This window comes from Streptomyces sp. Z26 (genome assembly GCF_003665095.1).
Lineage (GTDB): Bacteria > Actinomycetota > Actinomycetes > Streptomycetales > Streptomycetaceae > Streptomyces > Streptomyces phytohabitans.
Window position 1 is genome coordinate 5602157 of sequence record NZ_RCHV01000002.1, and the last position, 26156, is coordinate 5628312.

Annotated in this window: 21 protein-coding genes and 1 pseudogene; 13 read left to right on the forward strand and 9 right to left on the reverse strand. The window is 73.9% G+C overall.

The window, feature by feature from the left end; genetic code table 11:
- Positions 1 to 6: 6 nt before the first annotated feature.
- A pseudogene (locus tag D7M15_RS24240) lies at positions 7 to 153 on the forward strand (IS5/IS1182 family transposase); the annotation flags it as partial.
- An 8-nt stretch (positions 154 to 161) separates the two neighbouring features.
- Here the strand turns inward: D7M15_RS24240 and D7M15_RS24245 are convergent.
- Complete coding sequence (locus tag D7M15_RS24245; RefSeq protein WP_121519446.1) at positions 162 to 563, reverse strand: ATP-binding protein; 402 nt, start codon at positions 561 to 563, stop codon at positions 162 to 164.
- Between the two features lie 266 nt (positions 564 to 829).
- Here D7M15_RS24245 and D7M15_RS24250 point away from each other — a divergent pair, with 266 nt between their 5' ends.
- Together D7M15_RS24250 and D7M15_RS24255 are read left to right on the forward strand one after the other, a co-directional pair.
- The gene (locus D7M15_RS24250) at positions 830 to 1687 is read left to right on the forward strand and encodes a helix-turn-helix transcriptional regulator (RefSeq protein WP_276314472.1); all 858 of its coding nucleotides are present in this window, start codon (positions 830 to 832) and stop codon (positions 1685 to 1687) included.
- Entirely contained in the window at positions 1684 to 1869 is a 186-nt protein-coding gene (locus D7M15_RS24255; RefSeq protein ID WP_121519448.1) for a DUF397 domain-containing protein, read from the forward strand. Before D7M15_RS24250 ends, D7M15_RS24255 begins: the two co-directional genes overlap by 4 nt.
- Before the next feature lie 12 nt (positions 1870 to 1881).
- Here the strand turns inward: D7M15_RS24255 and treZ are convergent, their stop codons facing one another.
- Positions 1882 to 3669 carry a malto-oligosyltrehalose trehalohydrolase gene (treZ, locus tag D7M15_RS24260; RefSeq protein WP_121521308.1) on the reverse strand — a complete coding sequence of 596 codons (1788 nt, stop codon included), beginning with the start codon at positions 3667 to 3669 and terminating at the stop codon, positions 1882 to 1884.
- 78 nt (positions 3670 to 3747) lie between these two features.
- A complete protein-coding gene (locus tag D7M15_RS24265; protein ID WP_121519449.1) occupies positions 3748 to 4707 on the reverse strand; it encodes a GNAT family N-acetyltransferase in 960 nt (319 codons plus the stop codon).
- Positions 4708 to 5107: 400 nt separating this feature from the next.
- On the opposite strand from D7M15_RS24265, the gene D7M15_RS24270 reads away from it, so the two are divergent.
- Positions 5108 to 5653 (forward strand): DUF1707 and FHA domain-containing protein, encoded by a 546-nt coding sequence (locus D7M15_RS24270; protein WP_121519450.1) that lies wholly within the window; start codon positions 5108 to 5110, stop codon positions 5651 to 5653.
- A gap of 48 nt (positions 5654 to 5701) precedes the next feature.
- On the opposite strand, the gene treY is transcribed toward D7M15_RS24270, so the two are convergent.
- Positions 5702 to 8170: a malto-oligosyltrehalose synthase gene (gene treY, locus D7M15_RS24275; RefSeq protein WP_121521310.1), complete on the reverse strand. Its 2469-nt coding sequence runs from the start codon at positions 8168 to 8170 to the stop codon at positions 5702 to 5704.
- 195 nt (positions 8171 to 8365) lie between these two features.
- Positions 8366 to 10480 carry a glycogen debranching protein GlgX gene (gene glgX, locus D7M15_RS24280; RefSeq protein ID WP_121519451.1) on the reverse strand — a complete coding sequence of 705 codons (2115 nt, stop codon included), beginning with the start codon at positions 10478 to 10480 and terminating at the stop codon, positions 8366 to 8368.
- Between the two features lie 260 nt (positions 10481 to 10740).
- Here glgX and D7M15_RS24285 point away from each other — a divergent pair, with 260 nt between their 5' ends.
- The 7 genes from D7M15_RS24285 to D7M15_RS24315 all read left to right on the forward strand — a co-directional run bounded on the left by D7M15_RS24285 (position 10741) and on the right by D7M15_RS24315 (position 18651).
- Entirely contained in the window at positions 10741 to 11544 is an 804-nt protein-coding gene (locus D7M15_RS24285) for a Tat pathway signal sequence domain protein (protein ID WP_240649452.1), read from the forward strand.
- Between the two features lie 146 nt (positions 11545 to 11690).
- Complete coding sequence (locus D7M15_RS24290; protein ID WP_121519452.1) at positions 11691 to 13049, forward strand: copper amine oxidase; 1359 nt, start codon at positions 11691 to 11693, stop codon at positions 13047 to 13049.
- Between the two features lie 100 nt (positions 13050 to 13149).
- The gene (locus D7M15_RS24295; protein WP_121519453.1) at positions 13150 to 14442 is read left to right on the forward strand and encodes an SAV2148 family HEPN domain-containing protein; all 1293 of its coding nucleotides are present in this window, start codon (positions 13150 to 13152) and stop codon (positions 14440 to 14442) included.
- 141 nt (positions 14443 to 14583) lie between these two features.
- Positions 14584 to 15819: an acyltransferase family protein gene (locus tag D7M15_RS24300; protein WP_240649453.1), complete on the forward strand. Its 1236-nt coding sequence runs from the start codon at positions 14584 to 14586 to the stop codon at positions 15817 to 15819.
- 205 nt (positions 15820 to 16024) lie between these two features.
- Positions 16025 to 16615, forward strand: coding sequence for a TetR/AcrR family transcriptional regulator (locus D7M15_RS24305; protein ID WP_121521314.1), 591 nt, complete (start codon positions 16025 to 16027; stop codon positions 16613 to 16615).
- Positions 16616 to 16724: 109 nt separating this feature from the next.
- On the forward strand, positions 16725 to 17297 hold the full coding sequence (locus D7M15_RS24310; RefSeq protein WP_121519455.1) for a TetR/AcrR family transcriptional regulator: 573 nt from the start codon (positions 16725 to 16727) through the stop codon (positions 17295 to 17297).
- 142 nt (positions 17298 to 17439) lie between these two features.
- A complete protein-coding gene (locus tag D7M15_RS24315) occupies positions 17440 to 18651 on the forward strand; it encodes a GDSL-type esterase/lipase family protein (RefSeq protein ID WP_121519456.1) in 1212 nt (403 codons plus the stop codon).
- A 119-nt stretch (positions 18652 to 18770) separates the two neighbouring features.
- Here D7M15_RS24315 and D7M15_RS24320 read toward each other — a convergent pair whose 3' ends face one another.
- Positions 18771 to 21032 carry an MMPL family transporter gene (locus D7M15_RS24320; RefSeq protein ID WP_240649454.1) on the reverse strand — a complete coding sequence of 754 codons (2262 nt, stop codon included), beginning with the start codon at positions 21030 to 21032 and terminating at the stop codon, positions 18771 to 18773.
- A gap of 221 nt (positions 21033 to 21253) precedes the next feature.
- Between D7M15_RS24320 and D7M15_RS24325 the strand changes: the two genes are divergently transcribed.
- Both D7M15_RS24325 and D7M15_RS24330 read left to right on the forward strand, forming a co-directional pair.
- Positions 21254 to 21820, forward strand: coding sequence for a DUF1697 domain-containing protein (locus D7M15_RS24325; protein WP_121519457.1), 567 nt, complete (start codon positions 21254 to 21256; stop codon positions 21818 to 21820).
- Between the two features lie 112 nt (positions 21821 to 21932).
- Positions 21933 to 22943, forward strand: a complete 1011-nt coding sequence (locus D7M15_RS24330; RefSeq protein ID WP_121519458.1) for an NAD-dependent epimerase/dehydratase family protein — start codon at positions 21933 to 21935, stop codon at positions 22941 to 22943.
- A gap of 48 nt (positions 22944 to 22991) precedes the next feature.
- Here the strand turns inward: D7M15_RS24330 and D7M15_RS24335 are convergent, their stop codons facing one another.
- From D7M15_RS24335 to cysD, 3 genes are read right to left on the reverse strand one after another with little or no spacing between them, the layout of a single operon-like run.
- A complete protein-coding gene (locus tag D7M15_RS24335) occupies positions 22992 to 23783 on the reverse strand; it encodes a sirohydrochlorin chelatase (protein WP_121519459.1) in 792 nt (263 codons plus the stop codon).
- 54 nt (positions 23784 to 23837) lie between these two features.
- Entirely contained in the window at positions 23838 to 25205 is a 1368-nt protein-coding gene (locus D7M15_RS24340) for a GTP-binding protein (RefSeq protein ID WP_121519460.1), read from the reverse strand.
- 2 nt (positions 25206 to 25207) lie between these two features.
- Positions 25208 to 26143 carry a sulfate adenylyltransferase subunit CysD gene (gene cysD / locus D7M15_RS24345; RefSeq protein ID WP_121519461.1) on the reverse strand — a complete coding sequence of 312 codons (936 nt, stop codon included), beginning with the start codon at positions 26141 to 26143 and terminating at the stop codon, positions 25208 to 25210.
- Positions 26144 to 26156: the final 13 nt, after the last annotated feature.

Consider the following 26156-nt stretch of genomic DNA (forward strand, 5'->3'; position numbering starts at 1 on the left):
GACATCCGCCACCACTGGACCATCGAACGCACCATGGCCTGGCTCGCCGGCTGCCGCCGCCTCTACCGATGCTACGAACGCAAGGCCGACCACTTCCTCGCCTTCACCAGCATCGCCTGCACCCTCATCTGCTATCGCAGACTCACCAAATGAGACGGCTTCTAAGTCCCCGTGCCGACCTTGAGCCGCGCCCACACGGTCTTCCCGATCCCGTAGGGGCGTTCCGACACCCCCCACTCCGCCGCCAGCGCGGCCACGAGCAGCAGCCCGCGCCCGCACTCCGCGTCCGGTCCGGGCCGTTCCGCGGGCACACGCGGCCGGTCCCGGCACGCGTCGCTCACCTCCAGCCGGAGCACGCCGTCCCCGCTGAGCGAGGCTCGCGACTGGACATCGCGGTCCGGCGGATTCGTCGCGTGGCGTACGGAGTTGGTGACCAGTTCGGAGAGTACGAGTTCGGCCGTCTCGACATCCTCCGGCGCGACCCCCCAAGCATCGAGCTGAGCACGTAGCGCATGCCGCGCGCGCTGCGCCCCGTGAGCTGTGCGCGGAAGTGTTACGCACATCTGTCGTGTGTCGGCGGAAGTAGCGGGTTCATTCCAGCGCACGAGTCGTCCCCTTTGGCGAGTTCGGGCATAAGCAAGCACGCTCGTCAGGTGCTTTGAGTGACGAACTGGCTTCGCTAAGTAGCATGCTTGCACATCGAATAAAGTGCAAGCCTTGCAGATTGGGGAAGTTGCGAGCCTTGTTTCGGTAAGTAGGATGCTGCGGTGACGTGCTCGCTGGAGGGGGTCGAGTGGGAGTAGAGCAGCAGCCGACAGTGCGACGTCGAGTGCTTGGAACCAATCTCCGACGGCTCCGCGAGGACCGCGAGTTGCTGCTGGAGGACGCAGCCGAGCAACTGAGTTGCCACGCCGCCAAGATCAGCCGTATCGAGTCGGGCCGCAGTGGGATTCGTCCGCTTGATCTCAAAGCGCTGCTGGACCTCTACGGCGTCGAGGGTGCTCGTGAGCGGGAAGGTTGGTTGGCTCTCGCCCGCGACGGTAGGAGGCAGCGCTGGTGGAGGGTGTTGGAAGACCGGTTGCCTCAAGACTTCCTGGACTTGATCGGTCTTGAGGACGAAGTGGCGGAGTGCCGTGGCTGGCAGCCCGGCGTGGTGCCCGGATTGCTCCAGACCGTGGACTACGCCACCGCAGTCATCCGAGGAGGTGCCGCCGGGCCGCTTACCGAGGAGCAGCGGACCAGACTCCAGGTGCGCATGGAGCGTCAGAAGGTCCTCAACAGGACCGAGCCCGACCCACTCAAGGTCTGGCTGGTGCTGGGTGAAGCGGCGCTTCGGCAAGAGGTGGGCGGCAGAACCGTCCTACGTGGTCAACTGCTGCGGCTGGTCGACGTAGCTCAGCTTCCGAACGTGACTTTGCAGGTACTACCCTTCACCGCAGGGGCGTACATGGGTGGCCCGGCTCCCTTCCTGATGTACCAGTTCCCACCGCCTTCCGGTCTGGACGTGGTGCTTCTGGAGAACCTCACGAGCCATGCGTACCTGGAGGCTCCGGCAGACACTGCGCACTACGGCAGCGTCTTCGATCACCTCCGGGCTGCGGCCCTGAGTCCCCTCGACTCGCAGGCACTGCTTGGCTCCCTCGCGGAGGAATTGGCCGTCCACACTCAGGAAGGTGCTTCGGGATGACCGGTCGGGATCGTGGCTGGCGCAAGAGCAGTTACAGCATGCAGAACGGGGAGTGCCTGGAGCTGCGTGACGCTGGAGGAGCTGTGTTCGTGCGGGATTCGAAGTGGGGTGGGGTGGCTCCGTTGGCGTTCGGGTCCGCCGCGTGGCGGGCGTTCGTCGTGCTCGCGCGCGAGCGTGCGTGAGGCGTCGCGGGCTCAGCGCAGGACCGCCGCCGACTCCGGGGGGAGGGTCAGTACGCCGTCGTAGTGGGTGGCCGACGGGGCCCAGGCGGTGAGGAGTTCGGTCGGCGGGTGGGGGAAGGGGATCTCCGCCGTACGGTCGGGGGAGAGGTTGACGGCCGTGTGCAGGGGGCCGTTGTGGAGGACCAGCCAGCGGGCCGACTCGTCGTACGTCACCCGCGCCTCGCCCAGCGCCGCGTGCGCCTGCGCCGGGTGGGCGCGGCGGAGCGCGAGCAGGGTGCGGTGCCAGGCCAACAGGGCGCGGTGCGGGGGGCGTTCGGGCTCGGCCCAGTCCAGGCAGGAGGCGTCGCGGGTGGCCGGGTCCTGCGGGTCCGGTACGTCCTCGGCGGCCCAGCCGTGGTCGGCGAACTCCCGCCGCCGCCCCGTCCGTACGGCCTCCGCGAGGACCGGGTCCGGGTGGTCGGTGAAGTACCGCCAGGGCGTACGGGCGCCCCACTCCTCGCCCATGAACAGCATCGGCGTCTGCGGGGACAGCAGCACCAGGGCGGCCGCGCACGCGAGCAGGCCGGGGGAGTGGGTGGCCGCGACGCGGTCCCCGAGGGCCCGGTTGCCGATCTGGTCGTGGTTCTGCGCGTACGCGACGAGGCGGTGCGCGCCGATCACGGGCACGCCCGGCAGCCCAGCCCCTCGCGGCCCCGGCGTCAGGGGCGCGCCGTGGCGTCTGCCGCGGAACGACGAGTACGTGCCGTCGTGGAAGAAGCCGCCCGCCAGCGTCGTGGCGAGTGCGCCGAGCGGCGCGGTGGCGAAGTCGGCGTAGTAGCCGTGGGATTCGCCGGTCACGGCGGTGTGCAGGGCGTGGTGGAAGTCGTCGTTCCACTGCCCGTGCACGCCGTGCCCGTGCAGGGCGCGGGGCGCGGTCGTCCTCGGGTCGTTGAGGTCGGACTCCGCGACGAGGAAGAGCGGCCGCCCGGTGCGTGCGGCCAACCTGTCGACAGCGGCGGAGAGTTGGGCGAGGAAGTGTTCGGCGCGCGTGTCGGCGAGGGCGTGCACCGCGTCCAACCGCAGCCCGTCCAACCGGTAGTCGTCGAGGAACGCCAGGGCGCTGCCCGTCAGATACGCGCGCACCTCGTCCGAGCCGGGCCCGTCGAGGTTGACGGCGTCGCCCCAGGGCGTACGGTGCCGGTCGGTGAAGTACGGCCCGAACGCCGGGAGATGGTTCCCGTACGGGCCCAGGTGGTTGTGGACGACGTCCAGCACCACGCCGAGTCCCGCCCCGTGCGCCGCGTCCACGAACCGCTTCAGCCCGTCGGGCCCCCCGTACGGCTCGTGCACCGCCCACGGCGCGACCCCGTCGTAACCCCAGCCGTGGCGGCCGGGGAACGGGGAGACGGGCATCAACTCGACGTGCGTGACGCCGAGTTCGGCCAGGTGCGGCAGCCGTTCGCGGGCGGCGTCGAACGTGCCGTCGGCGGTGAACGTGCCGACGTGCAGCTCGTACAGCACCGCCCCCGCCAGCGGGGCGCCCCGCCACGGGTGCCGCCACGCGTACGCGTCGTGGTCGACGACCGCGCCGAGCCCGCCCGGCCCGTCCGGCAGGCGGCGCGCACGCGGGTCGGGCAGGGGCGGGCCGCCGTCCAGCGCGAAGCCGTAGCGGGCGCCGGGCCGCGCCGCCGCTGCCGCCTCCGCGCCCGCCGTCCACCAGCCCGCCCGCTCCGGGGCGCCGTCCCGGCTCATGGGGTGCTCGCTCCCTTCGAGCAGCAGCGTGACCCGGTCCGCCAGTGGTGCCCACACCTCGAAAAGCATGGGCACCATGCTGCGGCAGTACACCCCGCCGCGCCACGGTGACGGGCCGTCACGGCGAACACGGCGACCGGAGCGGGCTCAGCCGGTGGTCGCCCCCGGCGGCGTCATGCAGTAGCGGTGCTGCACGACGGGATACCCCGCCTTCGCGAACGTCGCCGCCATCGGCGCGTTCCCCAGGTCCGTGCTGGCCGCGATCGTCTCCGCGCCCTCGCCCACCAACTGGTGGGTGCAGGCGGCCAGCAGGTCGTACGCGTACCCGCGCCCGCGCTGCTCCGGTACGACCCCGACGAACGCCGCGCACGGCCCGCTCGGGATCAGCCCCGGCACGTGCAGCCCGACCGTCTCGCCGTCGGGCGTGTACGCGACCCGCCACCACGCGCGCGGTGACGACATCCGCAGCAGGTGCTCCAGGTCCTCCCGCGCGGCCTCGTCCACGGCCGCCGCCGGGTCGGCGGCCGCCGCGAGGGCGTGCCGGGCGTGCGCGTCGAGGGTGCCGTGGGTGACGCGGCGCAGCACGTCCAGCACGGCGCCGTCGTCGGGTTCGGGCCGGAGGTCGAGCCGGGCGGGCAGTGCGGGCAGTCCGTCGGCGGTGGTCCACTCGTAGCGGAAGCGCTCGACCAGCGGCCGGTAACCGGCCGCCTCCGCCGCGCCGATCCGGGCCTCCGCCGCCAGGCGTGTGGCGGGCGCGTCGCGCCAGCCGGGCGGCAGCACCAGCTCGTACTCGACGCGGGGCGTCGCCTCGCGCAGCAGCCGTACGGCGGCGTCGTGCTCGCCGGGTGCGAAGTCGAACCAGTCGAGGAGGTGCGGTTCCGTGGCGCCGGGCGGCGCCCAGAATGCGGCGCGCGCGACCGTACGGCCGTCGCGGAGGGCGACCCAGGTCCAGTCGGGCCGGTACTCGCCGCCCTCGGCGACGGTGCCGTACGGGCGGCCGAGCAGCGCGCGGCCGACCAGGTGCTGGTCGTCGAGGGAGGCGTCGAGGGAGGTGAAGAGGGTGCGCGCGTCGGTCGCGGTGAGCGCGCGGACGACCGGATCGGTCATGGTGCGGGGTCCTTCCGGAAGGCGTGCGGGCGCTCCCGGTCAGGGGTGGGTGGACGCCCGGGGTACGGGGCGGGAGCGCGGAGGGGTGCTGCGGTGCATCGGGCTCTCGCCTCCTTCCGGTTCCGTCGCGGGCGTGGGAGCACCGTAACGGCCTCTCGGCGCGCGCGTCCACGGCGTTTCCGCGTACGGGCCCTGGTGCGGCCACGGCCACCGGCCCGCGCCGTACGGGCGGCACGCCGCGTACGCTCCGCTCGCGGCCCACCGGAACCGGAACGATACGGTTCGCTGTCTGTACCGGTCAGGACCGAACCGACCGGTGCGGCCCCGATGTTGACCGATCCCGGGCCCTCGCGCGGTCGGCAGCCTGGACAGGATTTCCCGGCCTACGGAGAATGAGCCGATGACCCCACTCGAACACCGTGCGCAGCCCCCGCGGGTGTCGGACGCCGACCGGGAGCGGGCGCTGGAGGTGCTGCGCGAGAGCGCGGTGGCGGGACGGGTCTCGCAGGACACGTTCCTGCGCAGGATGGAGGTGATCCTCCAGGCACACCAGTACGACGAGCTGGACGCGGCGGTCGGGGACCTGCACACGCGCAGGCGGGGTACGCGGCGGCTGTTCCAGGCGATCGGCGCGCTGTCGGCGTTCCCGGTGATGGTGCGCAGCGCGTGGCAGAAGGAACGGTTGCCCGAACTGCTGCTGCCGCAGCCCGGCCCGTACCCGCTGTCCATCGGGCGGGCGCCCGGCTCGATGCTGCGGCTCAACGACTTCTCCGTCTCCCGTCTGCACGCCCAGCTGCGCAGCACGGGCGACGGCTGGACCCTGCGCGACCTCGGGTCCAGCAACGGCACGTGGGTCAACGGGCGCCGGGTGACGGGCTCCGCCGTCGTGAAGCCGGGCGACGAGGTGCGCTTCGGGCAGGTCGGGTACCGGCTGACGGCACCCTGACCCGACCCGATCGCGCCCCCGTACGCCTGTTACGCGCCCGTACGCCCCTCAGTCCCGTACGAGCAGCGCCACCGGCCCGCCGTCCAGCAGCTTCGCCACCGCCACCGGACCGCCGCCGCCCACCACGCGGTCCGCGAGCAGGTCGCGCCAGCGCCCCTCGGGCAGCGGCAGCACGGTGTCCCGCCAGCCGCCCGCCTCGTGCAGCCGCCGCGCCAGCCGCGTGACGACGGGCACGACCGCGCCGGTGCGGACGAACGCCACGCAGTGCGCGGCGGCGTCGCCCGTGGCGCGCAGCGGCGCGTAGGAGGCGGTGTCGAGGAACAGGTCGGGGCGTTCGCGGCGCAGCAGCAGCGCCGTACGGGTCAGCCGCAGCTTCTCCCCGTCCTCCCCGTTCCCGTCCTCGGCGTCCTCACCGGGCCCCGTCCCCGTCCCCGGGACGCCCAACTCGCCCGGCGGGCGCCGGTTGTCGGGGTCGACGAGCGCCCGGTACGTGCGCTCCGTGCCCTGGTACAGGTCCGGCACCCCCGGCATCGTCAGCTGGAGCAGCGCCATGCCCAGCCGGTTGGCGCGGACGTACGGCCGCGCCTCGGCGGCCCACTGGGCCAGCGCGCGGCGGGCCGGGTCGCGCGGCCCCGCCGCCGCCAGGTCCGCCACCACGTCCGTGACGGTGTCCTCGTACGCCTCGTCCCGTGCCGTCCAGCTCGTCCGCAGCGCCGCCTCGCGCACCGCCTTGAGCAGCGCGCCCGTGAGCCTTTCCGCGTCCGGGGTGCCCAGCGCGAGCGCCGTCTGCCAGGCGGACCACACCAGGTGCGGGTCGGGCGCCGGGCCACCCCCGCGCGGGGGCGCTCCGGCGACGGCCGTCAGCAGCGCGCGCCACCGGGCGGGGCACTCGGTGAGCGCCGCGACGGCCGCGCGCGCGTCGGCGCTGCGCTTCGTGTCGTGCGTGGACAGCACGGTGGCGGTGGTCGGCCAGTCGCGCTGCACCCGCGCGCAGTACGCGTGGAACTCCTCCGGCGACACGTGCGGGCGGCCCGGGTCGCCGCCCACCTCGCACGCGGACAGCAGCGGCGTGTACCGGTAGAACGCCGTGTCCTCCACCGACTTCGCCCGCAGCGCCGACGCCACCTGCGCGAAGCGCGCCACGAAGTCGCGCGGCGCCGGCCCGTCGCCGAGCCGCCCCAGCGCCAGGTCCCGTACGACGTCCACCGCCTCGGCCTCCCGCGCGTCCCCGTACGCCGCCGTGACCGCCGCCCGCGCCCCCTCCGCCGCCGTCTCCAGCAGCCGCGTGTCCGTCTGACCGGCGGGCCCGCCCGCGGTGGCGTACGGGCGGTACACCGGCAGCCGTACGAGCACCTCGCGCAGCGCCGTACGGAGCACCGGCGGCGCGTGGTCGCGCAGCCCCAGCCCGGCGGCCTCCTCGCAGGCGCGTACGGCGGCGCGGGTGAGGCGGTCGGTCTCGGCGGCGAGGTCGCCGGTCAGCACCCGGTACGCGGCGCGCCGCACGGTGGCGGGCCAGTCGCCGCCACGGTCGGCGGGCGCGGCGGTGAAGTCCCGGTGCAGCGCGACGAGTTCGGCGTGCCCGAGCGGGTCGGTGAACAGGCCGTCGACGCGGTGCAGGGCGTCGTAGCCGGTGGTGCCGTCGACCGGCCAGCAGGCGGGCAGCGTCTCGTCGCGGGCGAGGATCTTCTCGACGACCGTCCACCGGCCGCCGGTCGCCGCGTGCAGGCGGCGCAGGTAGCCGGTGGGGTCGGCGAGCCCGTCCGGGTGGTCGACGCGCAACCCGTCCGCCACGCCCTCGCGGAGCAGCCGCAGCACGGTGGCGTGCGTCGCGTCGAAGACGTCCGGGTCCTCCACGCGCAGGCCGATCAGCTCCGAAACGGTGAAGAAGCGCCGGTAGTTCAGCTCGCTGCGGGCCAGCCGCCACCACGCCAGCCGGTAGTGCTGGGCGTCCAGCAGCTCCGGCAACGGCAGCCCGGCGGTGCCCTCCCGCAGCGGGAGGACGTGCGGCCCGTAGCGCAGCACGGGGCCGTCCCGGTCGGCGTCCCCACCGCCGTCCGCACCGCCGCCGTCCACGCGCAGCGCGTCCGTCTCCGCGCGCAGCGGCCCGCCCAGCACGGGCAGCAGCACCCGCCCACCGCCCGCCTCCCAGTCGACGTCGAACCAGCGCGCGTACGGTGACTCCGGTCCGTCCCGCAGCGTCTCCCACAGCGGCCGGTTGAGCCGTACGTCGGCGGGCACCGCCATGTGGTTCGGCACGATGTCCAGGACCAGCCCCAGCCCGTGCCGCCGCGCCGTGCCCGAGAGCGCGCGGAGGCCGCGCTCGCCGCCCAGTTCGGCGCGTACGGAGCCGTGGTCGGTGACGTCGTAGCCGTGCGCCGAGCCGGGCACGGCGGTCAGCACGGGGGAGAGGTGCAGATGTGACACGCCGAGCCGGGCGAGGCGCGGCACGGCCTCCTCGGCGGCGGCGAACGGGAACTCCGGCCGGAGCTGGAGCCGGTACGTGGCGGTCGGTGTCATACGCGCCTTCGTACCCCGGCCCGCGCGGCCGCCACGCGCGGCCACGCGCGCGGTGCGCGTCTTCCAGCCGTCCGGCGCCCCCGCGACGGGTCCGGTCCGTGGCCGGAACCGCCCGCACCGCACGCCACCGGACCCGCGCGCGCCCCCGTACGCGCCCCCTTCGCCGTACGGGCGCCGGGGGCGTGGGCGCCGCCGTCAGCCGGGCCGCTGGAGGACCACCAGGCTGCGGTCCGTCAGCGTCAGCCGGTCACCCGCGGCGACCTTGCGGCCGCCCCCGACCGGGACGGGCTCCTCCAGCGCCGTGTCCACGACGACCTGCCACCGCGGCCCGAGCCCGGCCGGGACGGTGAAGTCCAGCGGCGCGTGCCAGGCGTGGACCATCAGCAGGAACGAGTCGTCCGCAACGCGTTCCCCGCGCGGTCCCGGCTCGGAGATCGCGCTGCCGTTGAGGAACACCGTCAGCGACTTCGCCTGCGCCTCCTGCCAGTCCCGTTGCGTCATCGCCCCGCCCTGCGGTGTGAACCAGGCGATGTCCGACAGTTCGTCGTGCGTGCCCTCCACCGGTCGCCCGTGGAAGAAGCGCCGCCGCCGGAAGACGGGGTGCTCGCGGCGCAGCCGCACCATGGCGGTGACGAACGCGCACATGCCGTCCGGCTCGCCCACCTCCGGCCAGCGCACCCAGGACACCTCGCTGTCCTGGCAGTACGCGTTGTTGTTGCCGCCCTGCGTACGGCCGAACTCGTCGCCGTGGCTCAGCATCGGCACGCCCTGCGACAGCATCAGCGTGGCGAGGAAGTTGCGGGCCTGACGGCGCCGCAGCCGGAGCACCGCCGGGTCGTCGGTGGGGCCCTCGGCGCCGCAGTTCCAGGACCGGTTGTGGCTCTCGCCGTCGCGGTTCTGCTCGCCGTTCGTCTCGTTGTGCTTGCCGTCGTAGGAGACGAGGTCGTGCAGGGTGAAGCCGTCGTGGCAGGTGACGAAGTTGATGGAGGCGAGCGGGCGCCGCCCGTCGTCCTGGTAGAGGTCGGAGGAGCCGGTGAGCCGGTAGCCGAACTCGGCCAGCGTGCGCGGCTCGCCGCGCCACAGGTCCCGTACGGTGTCGCGGTAGCGGCCGTTCCACTCGGTCCACAGCGGTGGGAAGTTGCCCACCTGGTAGCCGCCCTCGCCCACGTCCCAGGGCTCCGCGATGAGCTTGACCTGGCTGACGACCGGGTCCTGCTGCACCAGGTCGAAGAACGACGACAGCCGGTCCACCTCGTGGAACTGCCGGGCCAGGGTGGCCGCCAGGTCGAAGCGGAAGCCGTCCACGTGCATCTCCGTCACCCAGTACCGCAGCGAGTCCATGATCAGCTGGAGCACGTGCGGGCTGCGCATCAGCAGGGAGTTGCCGGTGCCGGTGGTGTCCGTGTAGTAGCGCGGGTCGTCCGCGAGGCGGTAGTACGACGCGTTGTCCAGGCCGCGGAACGACAGCGTGGGTCCCAGGTGGTTGCCCTCGGCCGTGTGGTTGTAGACCACGTCGAGGATCACCTCGATCCCGGCCTCGTGCAGGGCCCGTACGGCCTGCTTGAACTCCAGCACCTGCTGGCCCCGGTCGCCCCAGGAGGCGTACGCGTTGTGCGGGGCGAAGTAGCCGAGGGTGTTGTAGCCCCAGTAGTTGGCCAGTCCGCTGTCCGCGAGCCGGTGGTCCGTCACGAACTGGTGCACCGGCATCAGTTCCAGCGCCGTCACCCCGAGCCGGGTCAGGTGGTCGATGACGGCGGGGTGCGCGAGCGCCGCGTACGTGCCGCGCAGTTCCCGCGGCAGCTCGGGGTGCAGCATCGTGAGGCCCTTCACGTGGGCCTCGTAGAGCACCGTGCGGTGGTAGTCGGTGCGCGGCAGCCGGTCGTTGCCCCAGTCGAAGTACGGGTTGACGACCACCGCGGAGACGGTGTGCGGCGCCGAGTCGAGGTCGTTGCGCCGCTCGGGCGCGTCGAAGCGGTAGCCGTAGACGGCCTCGTGCCAGTCGATGCGGCCGCTGACGGCCTTGGCGTACGGGTCGAGCAGCAGCTTGGCGCTGTTGCAGCGCCGCCCGCGCTCCGGCTCGTACGGGCCGTGCACGCGGAAGCCGTAGCGCTGGCCGGGCATCACCCCCGGCAGGTAGGCGTGACGGACGAAGGCGTCGGACTCGCGCAGCTCGACGGCGGTCTCGGAGCCGTCCTCGTGCAGCAGGCACAGCTCGACGCGGTCGGCGGCCTCGGAGAAGACGGCGAAGTTCGTGCCCGCGCCGTCGTAGGTGGCGCCAAGCGGATACGCGTGTCCCGGCCAGACCTGCATGCGAAGACTCTTCCACTGAGGAGGGTGGGGGCGCCGCGTACGCACGAGCGGGGTGCCGTACGCGGGGTGCGCGTCGCGCGCACCGTGCCGGACGAATGCGACGGAACGGTGCCTATCGTCCCATCGCCTTCGCTGCGCGGTGGATTCACCGCATCTCCCTTCGCTCACGCGGAACCCCGGTCCGCCTCGTCCCGTCCTGCTGGGTGGCCGCACAAGAGTATGCAGGCAAATAGGGCATAAAAGGAAACAAGGGGGAGTAAGTGCGCATAAGACTGCGTCGCCATCTGGGGAAGGTGGTGGCGGGCTCGGCGATCGCCGTGACCTGCACCGCCATGATGGTCGCGGTGACCCTCCCGGGCGGCGCCTCCGGCGACGACGGGAACGGGGGCGGCGGGGGGAACGGGCAGGACGGCGGGACCGCGTCGGCCGAACAGCACCCGGCGACCGTCGAGGAGGCGCCCGAGGAGGGTGAGAAGGGCACCGGGCGCGACCCGCTGACCGAGGACGAACGGGAGCGGGCCGCGAAGCTCGCCCTCGACCGCGACCTCCGCGAGCGCGGCGAGGGCGTCGAGGGGGACAAGGGCGCCCAGCCGCTCACCACCGACCTGGTCGAGCCCGAGCCGTCGGAGGTCGGCCGCGCGGACGCCCCGCGCCGAGCCGACGTGTCCTACTACGACTACGCCGACGACACGTTCGTCACCCGGACCGTCAACCTCGACACGGGGAAGGTCGAGCACGACGGCGCCCAGCGCGGCGTACAGCCACCGCCCACCCGGCCCGAGGCCCGCGAGGCCGCCGCGCTGCTGCTGGAGAGCCCGCGAGGGGCGGAACTGAAGCGCGACTACGAGCACGCCATGGGGAAGCCCCTCACCTCCGCCGGGCAGTTGGACGTCACCGGCTACGTCTACCGCGTCGACACGGAGAACGCGGGCGCCGACGGGATGCGCGAGTGCGGGAAGCACCGCTGCGTACGGCTGTTCACGCGGGCCGACGGCGGTCCGTGGATCGACACCCGCCGGTTCGTCGTCGACCTGAGCGCCCGCACCGTCGGCCGACTGGGCTGAACCCCCGGGCGCCTCCCGGGCCTTCACCGGCCGGACGCCGGAGCCGCGACGGCCACCCTCGGCCGCTCCCGACGGCTCCCGGGCGCCTCCGGCCGTACGGGGCGACTCCCGCCCCACCACCGTGACCTCTGTCAGGAGACCGCACCATGCGCGAACCGCGCGACCCGCAGCACCCGCCCACCCCGCGCCGCCGCCTCCGCCTCGGCCGCGCCGCCCGCAGCCGCACCGGCGCCGCCCTCGCGGCCACCGCGCTGCTCGGCGCCTCGCTCGCCGCCGCGGGGCCGGCGGGCGCGGCCCCGGCCGCGCCGGCGGCGGCGGCCGCCCCCGCCTGCAGCGAGGCGTACCGCATCGAGCAGAAGCTCGACGGCGGCACCACCTGGCGCATGTGCTGGCACTACGAGGGCTACTCCGGCCTGGTGCTCGACGACATCTCGTACCAGCCCGCGGGCGAGCCCGCCCCCATCAAGATCCTCACGTCCGCGAAGCTCGGCCAGATCCACGTGCCGTACGACGACGGGCAGGCCGAGTACGACGACCTCACCGGCGCCGGGTTCGCCCAGGGGCTGCTGAAGATGGACCCGGCCGAGTGCCCCGGCGGCAGCATCAAGACCGTCAGCGTGCCGGGCACCGGCGAGGAGCGGCCCCCGAAGGTCAAGGGCCTGTGCGCGACCACCCGGGCGCGCGGCCACGCGTACCGCATGACGGACCCCGAGAGCAGCAAGGTCTACCAGGCGCAGTCACGCGACCTGCTGGTCTACACGGTCAACCAGACCGGCTGGTACGAGTACATCACCGAGTGGCGGTTCGCCTCCGACGGCACCATCACCAGCCAGGTCGGCGCCACCGGCACCCTCGCCCCCGACGACTACGACGCGGGTGACGGCCGCGGCTGGCCCATCGGCAAGCGGTCCAGCGACTACGCCACCAGCCACGCGCACAACGTCTTCTGGCGGCTCAACTTCGGCCTGGACGGCTCCCCCAAGAGCCGCGTCGAGCAGTACGACTCGAAGACCACCACCCGCCCCGGCGGCACCCCCACCACGAAGACCACGCGCACGAAGGTCACCAAGGAACTGGCCGGGGACGCGGCGCCGCACCGCTGGTGGCGCGTGGTGAGCGAGGCGGGGCGCAACAAGGACGGCCACCCGCGCAGTTACGAGATCGTCCCCGGCCACACCGACAAGTACGCCGGACGTAGCTACACCAAGCACGACGTCTACTTCACCGACTACCGGAAGTGCGAACAGTTCGCCAGCCACAACGTCCGCGACTGCGGGCGCGGCGGCGGCAAGAGCGTCGACAAGTGGGTGAACGGGCAGACCCTCAAGCACCCCGTCACCTGGGTCAACATCGGCTTCCACCACATCGCCAGGGACGAGGACCAGGACCCCATGCCCGTGCACTGGCAGGGCTTCCAGCTCGCGCCGCGCGACGTGACCGCGATGAACCCGCTGACGCCGAAGGAGCTGTCCGGACACAACGGGCACCACACGCCCCAGGGTTAGCCGGAGAATTGGTGAGGACTCGACGGAGCCGGTCGCGCCGTCACCCGGGTGCAGTAGTCTTCCTTGATCGAACAACAGGGTCCTGGAAGGCGGTGCGCAGGTGGGCTCGGGAGGGCTTGAACTCCCTCCAGGTGAGGGCGACGACGGCGCGGCGGAAGCCGTCGAGGCGCCCTCCGGCGCGGTGTCACTGGCACGCCCCATGGAGATCGGCGCGGACCTGGACTGGGGCGCGGACGCGTGGACGGAGGTCCGCACCCGCGCGCAGCGGGCCGGACGCGCGTACATCTGGCTCAACCTCGTCGAACAGCGCCTGCGCGCGGTCGTCGCGGCCGTGCTGCGGCCGATATACGAGCCCGTGCACGGCGACGAGTGGGTCGTCGCCGCGGCCGGACCGGCCGGGCAGGAGTGGGTCCAACGGGCGGTCGCCGTCCGCGAGGTGAGCAGACGCAAGGGCTATCTGCTGGACCCCGCGGACGACACCGTCCTGTCGTTCCTGACCCTCCCGCAGCTGCGCGAGCTGATGGTGCAGCACTGGCCGTGCTTCGAGCCGTACTTCGACGAGCGGCGCGAGGTCGAACTCGCCCTGGACGAGCTGGAGGTGGCGCGCAGCGCCGTCGCCCGCAACCGCGCGCTGTCGGAGACGGTGCTGGCGCAGGCGGAACGCATGTCGTCCCGGCTGCTGGAGCTGCTGAGCACGCCCGGCAGCGCCGCCGCGCCGTCCGCGCGGCTGCCCGCCGACGCGCTGGAGCAGCTGGTCGGGGACCGCTTCGGGGACGTGGTGGGCGTGCACTCCGACCGGGTACGGCTCCAGCGGCAGCTGCCCGCCGAGGACCTGTTCGGCGGGGCGCGGCGGCTCGACGCGCTGGGCATCGGGCTCAACCTGCTGGTGCAGAACTACAGCGGTCGGCGGCTGGTCCGGCTGGCCGAGTCGGGCTGCCGGGTCCGGCTGCTGTTCCTCAACCCGGCCAGCTCCGCCGTACGCCGCCGGGAACGGGAACTGGGCCTGAAGAAAGGCGAGTTGAGCCGTTCCGTGGAGACGAACATCCTGCACATGCGGCGGGTGCGGGCGCGGCTGCGGGACCCCGCCGCGTTCGAGATCAACGTCTTCGACGAGACCCCGCGCTTCACCGCGTACCTGGTCGACGGCCACAGCCCGGACGCCCTCGCGGTCGTGCAGACGTACCTGCGGCGCGTACGGGGTATGGAGGCGCCGGTGTTCGTGCTGCGGGGCGGCGGCGGGCGGCGGCTCGTGCAGGGGCCGGGCGAGACGGGCGGCCCGGCGACCGGTACGGGCCTGCGGAGCCGGATGCCCGTCGAGGAGGAGCACGGCCTCTTCGACATGTACCGCGAGGAGTTCGAGTCGGTCTGGACCGACTCCCGGCCCGTGTCCTGAAGCGGCGGGCGCCACGGCCCGCGCGCCGCCCCGACCAGCCGCGCGGCGGGTTACGGTGGCCGGTACACGCAGTCCGTACGGCGTCCACGGCACGCTCGCGCGGACCGGCCGCCCGGCGGGTGGCCGCACGACGCTGGAGGTGTGCCGCCGACGATGCAGGGCCCGCACGCGTACGGACCGCTCCCGCCGGAGAACGGCCGGGGGCAGCAGGAGCCGGGTGAGCGGCGACCGGGGCGACCGGAGCCGGAGGACGTGCGGGAACGCGGGCCCGGGGGCGCGCGGGAGCCTGGGCGGGACCCGTTCTTCGACAACGCGAAGTACCTCGCCGTCGTCCTCGTCGCGTGCGCCCACTCCTGGGAGCCGTACCTGTCGGACAGCCGCGTGGCGACGGCGCTCTACCTGTTCGTCTACGCCTTCCACATGCCCGCGTTCATCGTCGTCTCCGGCCACTTCTCGCGCGGCTTCGACCTCGGCCCGCGCCGGGCGCGCCGCCTGCTCGCCGGGGTGCTCGCGCCGTACGTCGTCTTCGAGTGCGCGTACGCCCTCTTCCGCCGCTGGGCCCACGACGACCCGACGTACCCGGTCAGCCTGACCGACCCGTACTTCCTCGACTGGTTCCTCGTCGCGCTGTTCGTGTGGCGGCTCACCACCCCGGTGTGGCGGACGCTGCGGTGGCCGCTGCCCGTCGCGCTCGCGCTGGCCGTGCTGGCCGAGGTCACCCCGGACGTCGGCCCGGACCTGGACCTCCAGCGGGTGCTCCAGTTCCTGCCGTTCTTCGTGCTCGGACTGGTCCTGGAACCACGCCACTTCGCGCGCGTACGCCGTCCCGTGGTGCGTCGGGCCGCGGTGCCGGTGGCCGCGGCGGCGCTCGCGTGCGCGTACTGGGCCGCGCCCCGGATGAACCACGCGTGGCTCTACCACCGCGACAGCGGCCAGGAGTTGGGCGTCCCCGCGGCGTACGGCGCGGCGATGGCGCTCGGCCTGTTCTGCTGCTCGCTGGTGCTGACGGTGTGCTTCCTGGCGTGGGTGCCGGGGCGCCGTACGTGGTTCACGGTGCTGGGCGGGGGCACGCTGTACGGCTTCCTGCTGCACGGGTTCCTGGTGAAGGGCTCGCTCTGGTGGGGCTGGTACGACACGGGCTGGCCGCGGACGCCGTTCGGCATGGTCGTGGTGACGCTGGTGGCGGGGGCGGTGGTGACGGCGCTGTGCACGGCGCCCGTACGCCGGGCGTTCCGGTGCGTGGTGGAGCCGCGCGTGGACTGGCTGTTCCGGCCGGACCCGGTCGCGCAGGCGCGGCGGCGCGTGCGGGCCGGCGACGCCGAGGTGCCGACCGGCGGACGGGAACCGGCGGGGCGCGGGGCGGGCCGGGCGGGCTGACGGCGGGCTGGCGGGGGAGCGGTACGGGCGCGCGGGAGCGCGGACTTGGCCGTCGCCGCGCGCTCTGGCATCATGGCGGGCAAGCGGAGCGACGCTCCGCTAAACCCTACGGGGTGCGGCGCCGGACGGCAAGCACGGGGTGTGCGGGCGTACGGCGCGGGCGGACAGGTGGACGAGAGGGAGCGGTGCGGTGGGCGGCGGCGAGATCGAAGACGGCGACGGGGGCGCGGTCCGTACGCCCCGGCCCAAGCGGGCCGACGCCCGGCGCAACGAGGCGACGCTGCTCGACGCCGCCGCCGCGGTCTTCGTGACCTCCGGAGTGGAGGCGCCCGTACGGGACATCGCGGCCCGCGCCGGGGTCGGCATGGGCACGATCTACCGGCACTTCCCCACCCGCGCGGACCTCGTCATCGCCGTCTACCGGCACCAGATCGAGGCGTGCGCCGAGGCGGGCCCCGCGTTCCTCGCGAGCGCCGCCACCCCGCACGAGGCGCTGCGGCGCTGGATCGACCTGTTCGTCGACTTCCTCGTCACGAAGCACGGGCTGGCGACCGCGTTCCAGTCGGACAGCACGGGCTTCGACACGCTGCACGCGTACTTCCTCGACCGCCTCATGCCGGTCTGCGCGGAGCTGCTCGACGCGGCCGCCGCCGCCGGTGAGATCCGCGGCGACCTGGAGGCGTACGAGCTGATGCGCGCGGTCGGGAACCTCTGCGTGGGCGCCGACAGCGACGACCGCTACGACGCGCGCCGGATGGTCGTCCTCCTCGTCGACGGGCTCCGCCGCCAGGACTGACCGCGCCCGGCGCCGTCCCGGGCGCGCCCTCCTGCCTGAAGCATCTTTCGATTTGCCTAAAGTCTTTAGGTAACCCCATAATGCTTTCAGGTACGGAAGGGAGTACGCCATGGCACGCGCCGGACTGACCCCGGAACGGCTCACCCGGGCCGGGGCCGAGCTGGCCGACGAGACGGGTTTCGACCAGGTGACCGTCTCGGCGGTGGCCCGGCGGTTCGACGTCAAGGTCGCGAGCCTCTACTCGCACGTCAGAAGCTCGCAGGACCTGCGCACCCGGATCACCCTCCTCGCCCTGGAGGAGCTGGCCGACCGGTGCGCCGACGCCCTGGCCGGACGGTCCGGGCGGGACGCGCTGACCGCGTTCGCGCACGTCTACCGCGACTACGCCCGCGAGCACCCCGGCCGCTACGAGGCGGCCCGCGCCCGCCTCACCCCCGAGGAGGCCGCCGCGAGCGCCGGGGTCAGGCACGCGCGGATGACGCGCGCGATCCTGCGCGGCTACGACCTGGTGGAGCCCGAACAGACGCACGCCGTGCGGATGTTGGGCAGCGTCTTCCACGGCTACGTCAGCCTGGAGGCCGGGGGCGGCTTCAGCCACAGCGCCCCGGACTCGGACGAGAGCTGGGCCCGCGTCCTCGACGCCCTCGACGCCCTGCTGCGGCACTGGCCCACCGCGCCCTGACCGGGCCCCGCCCGCACCCGTACCGCACGTACCGCCCGCACCCGTGACGCCCGCACGGCACCACCCGTACCCCGGCCGGGGTAGCGGGGCGGTCCGTGCCGCCCCGAACAGCGCCCCCGCGAGACAGGTGGGAGACCACACCATGGACACCACGCACGACCTGACCACCACCCCCCTCACCACCGCGCTGGTACGCGGCGCCCTCGAACTGGAGCGCACGCCCCACGGCCTGCTCCCGCACCGGCTGCCCGCGCGCGCCCGCGCCCAGTGCGACGACGGCCAGTTGGCGATGGTCGAGTCCCAGCCCTCCGGCGTACGGGTCGCCTTCCGCACCCGCGCGACCGTCGTCGAGCTGGACACCCTGCCCACCAAGCGCGTCTACCCGGGCCTGCCCCCGCGCCCGGAGGGCCGCTACGAACTGCACGTCGACGGCCGCCCGTTCGACCGCGTCACCGCGCACGGCGGCAACACCCTGACGATCGACATGGCCGCCGGCAGCAGCGCGTACGCGGCGGGCTCCGCCGTCACGCTCCGGTTCGACGGGCTGCCCGGGGGCGGGGACGCGAAGGACGTCGAACTCTGGCTGCCGCACAACGAGACGACCGAACTCGTCGCCCTGCGCACCGACGCGCCCGTCGCGCCCCTGCCCGACCGGGGGCGCAAGGTGTGGCTGCACCACGGCAGTTCGATCAGTCAGGGCTCCAACGCCGTGGACCCCACCGGGATCTGGCCCGTGGTCGCGGCCCGGCTCGGCGGCGCGGAGCTGGTCAACCTCGGCTTCGGCGGCAGCGCGCTGCTCGACCCGTTCACCGCGCGTACCCTGCGGGACACCCCGGCCGACCTGGTCAGCGTCAAGATCGGCATCAACGTCGTCAACGCCGACCTGATGCGGCTGCGCGCCTTCGGCCCCGCCGTGCACGGCTTCCTCGACACCGTCCGCGAGGGCCACCCGGACGTGCCGCTGCTCGTCGTCTCCCCGCTGCACTGCCCGGTGCACGAGGACACCCCCGGTCCCTGCGCGTTCGACACGGACGCGCTGGCCGAGGGGCGGGTCGCCTTCCGCGCCACCGGCGATCCGGCCGAACGGGCCGCGGGCAAGCTGACGTTGGGCGTCGTACGGGAGGAGCTGGCACGCGTCGTCGGGCAACGCGCGGCGGACGACCCGCACCTGCACCTGCTGGACGGCGAACGCCTCTACGGCCCGGCCGACTTCGCGGAACTGCCGCTCCCCGACGCCCTGCACCCCGACGCCGCCGCCCACCGCCGTATCGGCGAGCGCTTCGCGGCGTACGCGTTCGCGGCGGACGGCCCGTTCGGCGGCGCCGACCGAGCCGTGGCCGACCGGGCGGGCTGAGCCGTACGGGCCGTGCCGGGCCCCCGTACGGACGGGTGCGGGGCCGGACCCACCCCCGTGGAGTCCGGCCCCGCGCCCGGCGGTCGGCCCGCGTCACGCGCCGCGCCGCGCCCGCCCGTTCACACCCGTACGGCGGGCCCGTCCGCGCCCCGGTCCGCGACCGGAGGGGTGTCCCGCGCGGCGGGCACGGCCTCGTCGTGCGTCAGGTCGGGGAGCCAGTCCAGCCACCGCGGCAGGTACCAGTTGCGCTCGCCGAGCAGCACCATCACGGCGGGCAGCAGCACCCCGCGGATGACCGTCGCGTCGATGAGGACGGCGGCGGCCAGGCCCACGCCCATCTGCTTCATGCTCTGCATGGACAGCGTCCCGAAGATCGCGAAGACCGCGACCATGATGACGGCGGCGCTGGTGACGACACCGGCCGTGGTGATCACCCCGTGCCGTACGGCGTCCGCCGTGTCCCGTCCGGCCGTACGGGCCTCGCGGACACGGGAGACCACGAACACGTGGTAGTCCATGCTCAGCCCGAAGAGGATCACGAAGAGGAACAGCGGCAGCCAGGAGATGATCGCCCCGATGCCCTCCGCGCCGACCAGCCCGGCGCCCCAGCCGTGTTGGAAGACGACCGTGAGGATGCCGTAGGCCGCGCCGACCGACAGCAGGTTCAGCACGATCGACGTGACCGCGATGGTCAGCGAGCGGAACGACAGCAGCATCAGCGCGAAGGCGAAGAGGACGACGAAGGCGAAGACCGGCGCGACGGCGCCCACCAGTCGGTCGTTGAAGTCCTTCGAGGCGGCGACCGACCCGCCGATGGGCGCCTCCACGCCGTCCACCCGCCCCAGGGTGGCCGGGCGCACCTCGTCGCGCAGGACGGCGAGGCTGCGCTCCGCCTTCGCCTGGTCGGACCCGCCGACCAGCGGGACCTCGATGGTGGCGACGTTCTCCCGCTCGTGCGTGACGACCTCCACCGGGCCCCGCGACGCGCCCTCGCTGACCGCGCGGGCGCGGAAGTCCGCCAGGGCGGCGCGTACGGGCGGGGCGTCGATGTCGTCGGCCCGCACCACCACGCGTGCCGGGTCGGAGCCGCCCGGGAACGCGGCGTCGACCCGCTCGTACGTCCCCACGATCGGCAGCGAGTCACCGAACTCCTGGTCCAGCGTGAGGTTCGCGGTGTTCATGCCGACCGCCGGTACGGCGACCGCCGCGAGCACGCCCGCCGCCAGTACGACGGCCGTACGCGGGCGGCGCAGCACCCGGTCCAGTACGGCGCGCCACACGCGGCTCTCCCCGCTCCCGCCCGCCGGGCCGCGCTTGAGCCGCGCCAGGAACGGCACCCGGCCCTTCTCGACGCGCTCCCCGAGCAGCGACAGCAGCGCGGGCAGCACCGTCACGGAGCCCACCATGGCGACGGCGACGACCATCAGCGACGCCAGGCCCATCCCCTCGAACTCCGCGAGGCCGGTGAACAGCATGCCGCTCATCGCCACGATCACCGTCACACCGGAGATCAGCACGGCCCGCCCCGAGGTGGCGGCGGCGATGTCCAGCGCGGTGCGCGCGTCCCGGCCGCGGGCCCGCTCCTCCCGTTCGCGGCGCAGGTAGAAGAGGCAGTAGTCGACGCCGACGGCCAGACCGACCAGCAGCATCACGGAGTTGGCGGTCTCCGTCATCGGCTGGAACCGGCTGGCGACCCCCATCAGCCCCATCGTGGCCATGATCGCGGTGAGGGCCAGCAGCACCGGCAGCAGCGCGGCGACCAGCGCGCCGAACGCGATCAGCAGGATGCCGAACGCGACGGGCACCGCCGAGAACTCGGCCTGCCGGAAGTCCGCGCCGAAGGCGTCGTCGAACGTCTTGTTCATGCTCGCGTCGCCGATCTCCTCGATCCGCAGCGTGCCCTCGTGGTCCTCCCGCACGTCCCGCACGGCGTCCAGCACCGGCTGCACGCGGTCGCCCGCCGTCTCCGGATCGCCGCGCATGTCGAAGTGGACGAGCGCGCTGCGCCCGTCCGCCGAGACCGTGCCCGTCTCGTACGGGGAGGTCGGCGCCGTCGTCTCGCCGGTCTCCCGTACCGCCGCGACCACCTGCTCGACGGCACGGCGGAACTCGGCGGACGTGGCCTTCGGCCCGTCCGGCCCGGACTGCACGAGCACCGACTCACCGGCCGGTTCCTCCAGCCCGGCGTCCTCCACGACGCGCATCGTGTCGCCGGTCTCGGTGCCCGGCAGCTGCTCGCTGCCGCTCAGCTCCCGGGTGCCGCTCGCGGCACCGGCGGCCATCGCCAGCACCACGAACAGCACCCAGATCCCCACGGCGGCCAGCCGGTGCCGGACGCTCCAACTCCCGGCTCTGGCGGCGATCCCGCGTTTCCCGTCCACAGCTGTGCCCCCTCGCACGCGGTGGCCGCCGACTGCCGCCACCCCCGCACAAGACGCTAGGACCGGGGGCCGCCGGGCTCCATCCTGCTGTCCGGTGAGCCGGGGGGCAGCCCGCTACACCCTTCGAAGGGAGCGGACCCTACCTGGGTACGTGAGGTGCCCCTTACACGTACCTTCCCGTGGGCACACGCCGTGTCAGAACAACCGCATAGGGTGCGAGGATGACTACTTACGCGGCATTACTGCGCGGGATCAACGTGGGTGGCCACAGGAAGATCCCGATGGCGGAGCTGAGGGACCTGATGAAGGCCCTGGGCTGGACCGACGTACGTACCTACCTCCAGAGCGGCAACGCGGTGTTCACCACGCCCGGACCGGACTGCGGCCCCGGCGGGGGCGACGGCGGGCGGGAGGAGCCGCCCCGGTCGCGGCTGGAGCGCGCCATCGCAGGGCACTTCGGGTTCGAGGTGCCCTGCCTGGTGCGTACGCACGAGGAGTTGCGCGCGACCGCGGACGCCTGCCCGTACCCGGCGGCCGAGTTGGACCCGGCGAAGCTGCTCGTCCTCTTCCTCGACGGGACGCCCGACCCGGCGCACTTCGCGTCGGTCGACCCCGGGACGTACGCCCCGGACACGTTCGCGCACATCGGTGACGCGGTGTACTGCTACTTCCCCGACGGCATGGGACGCAGCAAGCTCGCCGACGCGCTGGGCGCGGTCCGCCCGCAGCTCACGGCGACGGGGCGGAACTGGCGCACGGTCACCAAGCTGATCGAGCTGACGGCGTGAACGGCCGGGGCGGCACCGGCCGTTCGGGCGGCGGCGCGCGTTGCGCCGAGAGCGATTCCGCTGTCGGCGTGCGGGACCCCCACGGGCCGTGCCCGTGGGGCAGGCTCGCCCCATGAGACTTCTGGTGCTGGGCGGGACGGAGTTCGTGGGCCGCGCCGTGGTGGAGGAAGCGCTGGCGCGCGGGTGGGCGGTGACGGTCCTCAACCGCGGCCGCCACCCCGTGCCGGACGGCGTGACGGCGCTGCGCGGCGACCGTACGGGCGGCGCCGCCGGGCTCGCCGCGCTGCGCGGGGCCTCGGAGGCGGACGGGGGCGGCTGGGACGCCGTCGTCGACACCTGGTCCGGCGCCCCCTCGGCGGTACGGGACGCGGCGGGACTGCTGGCCGGGCACGCCGAGCGGTACGCGTACGTGTCGAGCTGCTCCGTGTACCCGCTGCCGGGCCCGCCCGGCCAGGACGAGGCCGCAGCGGTGGTGGCCGCCTCGCCCGACGCGGCCGCCACCGACTACGCCGCCGACAAGCGCGGCGGCGAACTGGCCGCGCTCGCCGCCTTCGGCGCGGACCGCGCCCTGCTCGTGCGGGCCGGGCTGATCCTCGGCCCGTACGAGAACATCGGCCGCCTGCCCTGGTGGCTCACCCGCGTCGCGCGCGGCGGCGACGTGCTCGCGCCGGGGCCGCGCGACCTCGGCCTCCAGTACGTGGACGCGCGGGACCTCGCCGCCTGGACGCTGGACGCCCTGGCGGCGGGGCGGAGCGGCCCGTACAACCTGGTCGGCCCGCCAGGGGTGACGACGACGGGCGCGCTCCTCGACGCCTGCGTCGCCGCCACCGGCTCCGGCGCGCGGCTGTGCTGGACGGAGCCGCACGTGATCGAGGCGGCGGGCGTCGAGCCGTGGACGGAGCTGCCGGTGTGGCTGCCGCCGGGGCCGCTGTACGACTCGTTGCACCGGCTGGACGTGTCGAAGGCGCTGACGGCGGGCCTGCGGTGCCGTCCGGTGGCGGAGACCGTACGGGACACCTGGCGGTGGCTGGAGGGGCTCGGCGGCGCGGCGCCGCAGCGGCCCGACCGGCCCGCGCCGGGCCTGGACCCGGAGCGGGAGGCGGCGGTGCTGGCGGCGCGCTGAGCGGGCGCACGGGGGCGCCGTGCGGTGCGAGCGGGCTGACCGGGGGCTCTACGCGGGCCGCGCGTACGGCCGTTCGGCCGCCGACGCCTGCCCGTGCCGCAGCAGCACCAGCCGGGCCAGCTCCGGGGCCGCGCCGAGGACCGGCGCCAGCAGGTCGGCGCCGCCCTCCCGCGCGCCCTCCGCGATCCGGTCCGGCAGCCGCCCCGGCGCGATGACGTACGGCGCGACGACCACCCGCGCGGCGCCCGCCGCCCGGAGCGCGCGCACCGCGTCGGCCGTACCGGGCGGTGAGGCGGAGGCGAACGCGGGTCGCACGGCGCACCAACCAGCGGTACGCCGCCACTCCCGCGCGACGTCGGCGATCACCGCGTTCGCCTCCGGGTCCGAGGAGCCCGCCGAGGCCAGGACGACCCCGGTCGAGCCGTTGCGGTGGCGGCCCCCACCGGGGGTGGCGCCCGCCGGGTCCGCCTCGCGCAGCCGCCGCTCCAACGCCCGTACGAGCAGCGGGTGCGGGCCCAGCACCGGCGCCTGCCGCACCTCCGGCAGCGGCAGCCGCGCCGCCGACTCCCGCAGCACGGACGGGAGATCGGACTTGGCGTGGAACGCGCGCGTCAGCAGCAGCGGCAGCGCCACCACGTCCCGTACGCCCTCCGCCGCCAGCCGTTCCAGCGCCCGCGGCACGCTCGGCGCGCAGAAGTCGAGGTACGCGACCTCGACCCGCAGCCCCGGCCGCTCCGCCCGCACCCGCGCGCACAGCGCCGTCACCGTCGCGGCGTGCCGCGGGTCGCGGCTGCCGTGCGCGACGACCAGCAGGGCCGGGGCGGCGGACGGGCTGTGCACGGGCGGTCTCCTCCGGTGTCGGGTGGTGGTCGGGTTCTGGTCGCGGCAGTGGGCCTAGAAGTCCCAGCCCTCGTCGTCCGCCGCGGCCTCCGCCTCCTTGACGTCCCGCGCCGCCTCCGCGAAGGCGTCACCGGCCATCCCCGCCGTCAGCGTGGTGCCGTCGGCCGGGTCGATCAGCAGGAACGAGCCGGTGCGGCGCGAGTCGGCGTACGCGTCGATGGGCAGCGCCTCCGCCGTACGCAGCACCACGCGCCCGATGTCGTTCGCCACCAGCTCGCCCGGCACCGGGTGCTGCGACAGGTCGTCCAGCGTCAGCCGCGACGGGATGTCCTTCACGATCGCCTTCACCGTGCGCGTCGCGTGCTTCAACAGCACCCGGTCGCCCGGCTTCAGCGGCCGGTCCGCGACATGGCACACGGTCGCCGTCTGGTCCTGGCTCGGCCGTACGGACGCCTGCGCCGGGGCGATCAGGTCGCCGCGCGAGATGTCCAGGTCGTCCGCGAGCCGCAACGTCACCGACTGCGGGGCCCAGGCCACGTCCACGGACTGGCCGAGCGCGTCGATGCCCTCGACGGTGCTCGTACGGCCCGAGGGGAGCACCGTGATCCGGTCGCCCGTACGGAACACGCCGGAGGCGATCTGACCCGCGTAGCCGCGGTAGTCGGGCAGCTCCGGCGTCTGCGGCCGGATCACGTACTGCACCGGGAAACGGGCCGGGTCGCCGGACGGGTCGTGGGACACCGGGACGGTCTCCAGGTGCTCCAGGACGGTGGGCCCGCCGTACCAGTCCATCCGCGCCGACGCCGTCACCACGTTGTCGCCCTGGAGGGCGGAGATGGGGATGGCGGTGATCTCCGGGACGCCCAACTCGCCCGCGTACCGCGTGAACTCCGCCGCGATGGCGGCGAAGACGCCCTCCCGGTAGTCGACGAGGTCCATCTTGTTGACGGCCAGGACGACGTGCGGGACGCGCAGCAGCGCGGCGACGGCCGCGTGGCGGCGGGTCTGCTCCACGACGCCGTTACGGGCGTCGACGAGGACGACGGCCAGCTCCGCCGTGGAGGCACCGGTGACCATGTTGCGCGTGTACTGCACGTGGCCGGGAGTGTCCGCGAGGATGAAGCGGCGCCGGGGAGTGGCGAAGTAGCGGTAGGCGACGTCGATGGTGATGCCCTGCTCCCGCTCGGCGCGCAGGCCGTCGGTGAGCAGCGCGAGGTCCGGCGCGTCCTGGCCCCGGTCCAACGACGCCCGCTCCACCGCCTCCAACTGGTCCGTGAGCACGGACTTGGAGTCGTGCAGCAGTCGCCCGACCAGGGTGGACTTGCCGTCGTCCACCGATCCGGCGGTGGCGAAACGCAGCAGCGAGGTCGCGGCCAGCGCGGCGTCGCCCGTGTCGATGGTGCTCGTACCCGTGGAACTCATGGTCAGAAGTACCCCTCGCGTTTCCGGTCTTCCATGGCGGCTTCGGAGAGTTTGTCATCCGCTCGGGTGGCGCCGCGTTCGGTGAGGCGGGAGGCGGTGATCTCGGTGATGACCTTGTCGATGGTGTCGGCGTGGGAGTCGACGGCTCCGGTGCAGGACATGTCGCCGACGGTGCGGTAGCGGACGTGGCGTGTCTGGAGGGTTTCGTGGTCGTGGGGGCCACCCCAGTCGCCGGGGGCGAGCCACATGCCGTGGCGGTGGAAGACCTGGCGGGTGTGGGCGTAGTAGATGGTGGGGAGTTCGATCTTCTCGTGGGCGATGTACTGCCAGACGTCGAGTTCGGTCCAGTTGGAGAGGGGGAAGACGCGGACGTGTTCGCCGGGGGAGTGGCGGCCGTTGTAGAGCTGCCAGAGTTCGGGGCGTTGGCGTCGGGGGTTCCAGGTGCCGAATTCGTCGCGGAGGGAGAAGACGCGTTCTTTGGCGCGGGCTTTCTCCTCGTCGCGGCGTCCGCCGCCGAAGACGGCGTCGAAGCGGTGGGTGGTGATGGTGTCGAGGAGGGGGAGGGTTTGGAGGGGGTTGCGGGTGCCGTCGGGGCGTTCGCGGAGGCGTCCGTCGTCGATGTAGTCCTGGACGTGGGCGATGTGGAGGCGGAGGTTGTGGTGGGCGGCTTGGTGGTCGCGGTGGTGGAGGACTTCGGGGAAGTTGTGTCCGGTGTCGACGTGGAGGAGGGAGAAGGGCAGGGGTGCGGGGGCGAAGGCCTTGAGGGCGAGGTGGAGCATGACGATGGAGTCCTTGCCTCCGGAGTAGAGGATCACGGGGCGTTCGAACTCGCCCGCGACCTCCCGGAAGATGTGGACCGCCTCCGACTCCAACACCTCCAGATGCGACAACCCGTACGGGCTGCCCGTCTCCCCCGCCCGTACGGTCGCGGTCGTCATGCGCGTCCCCTTC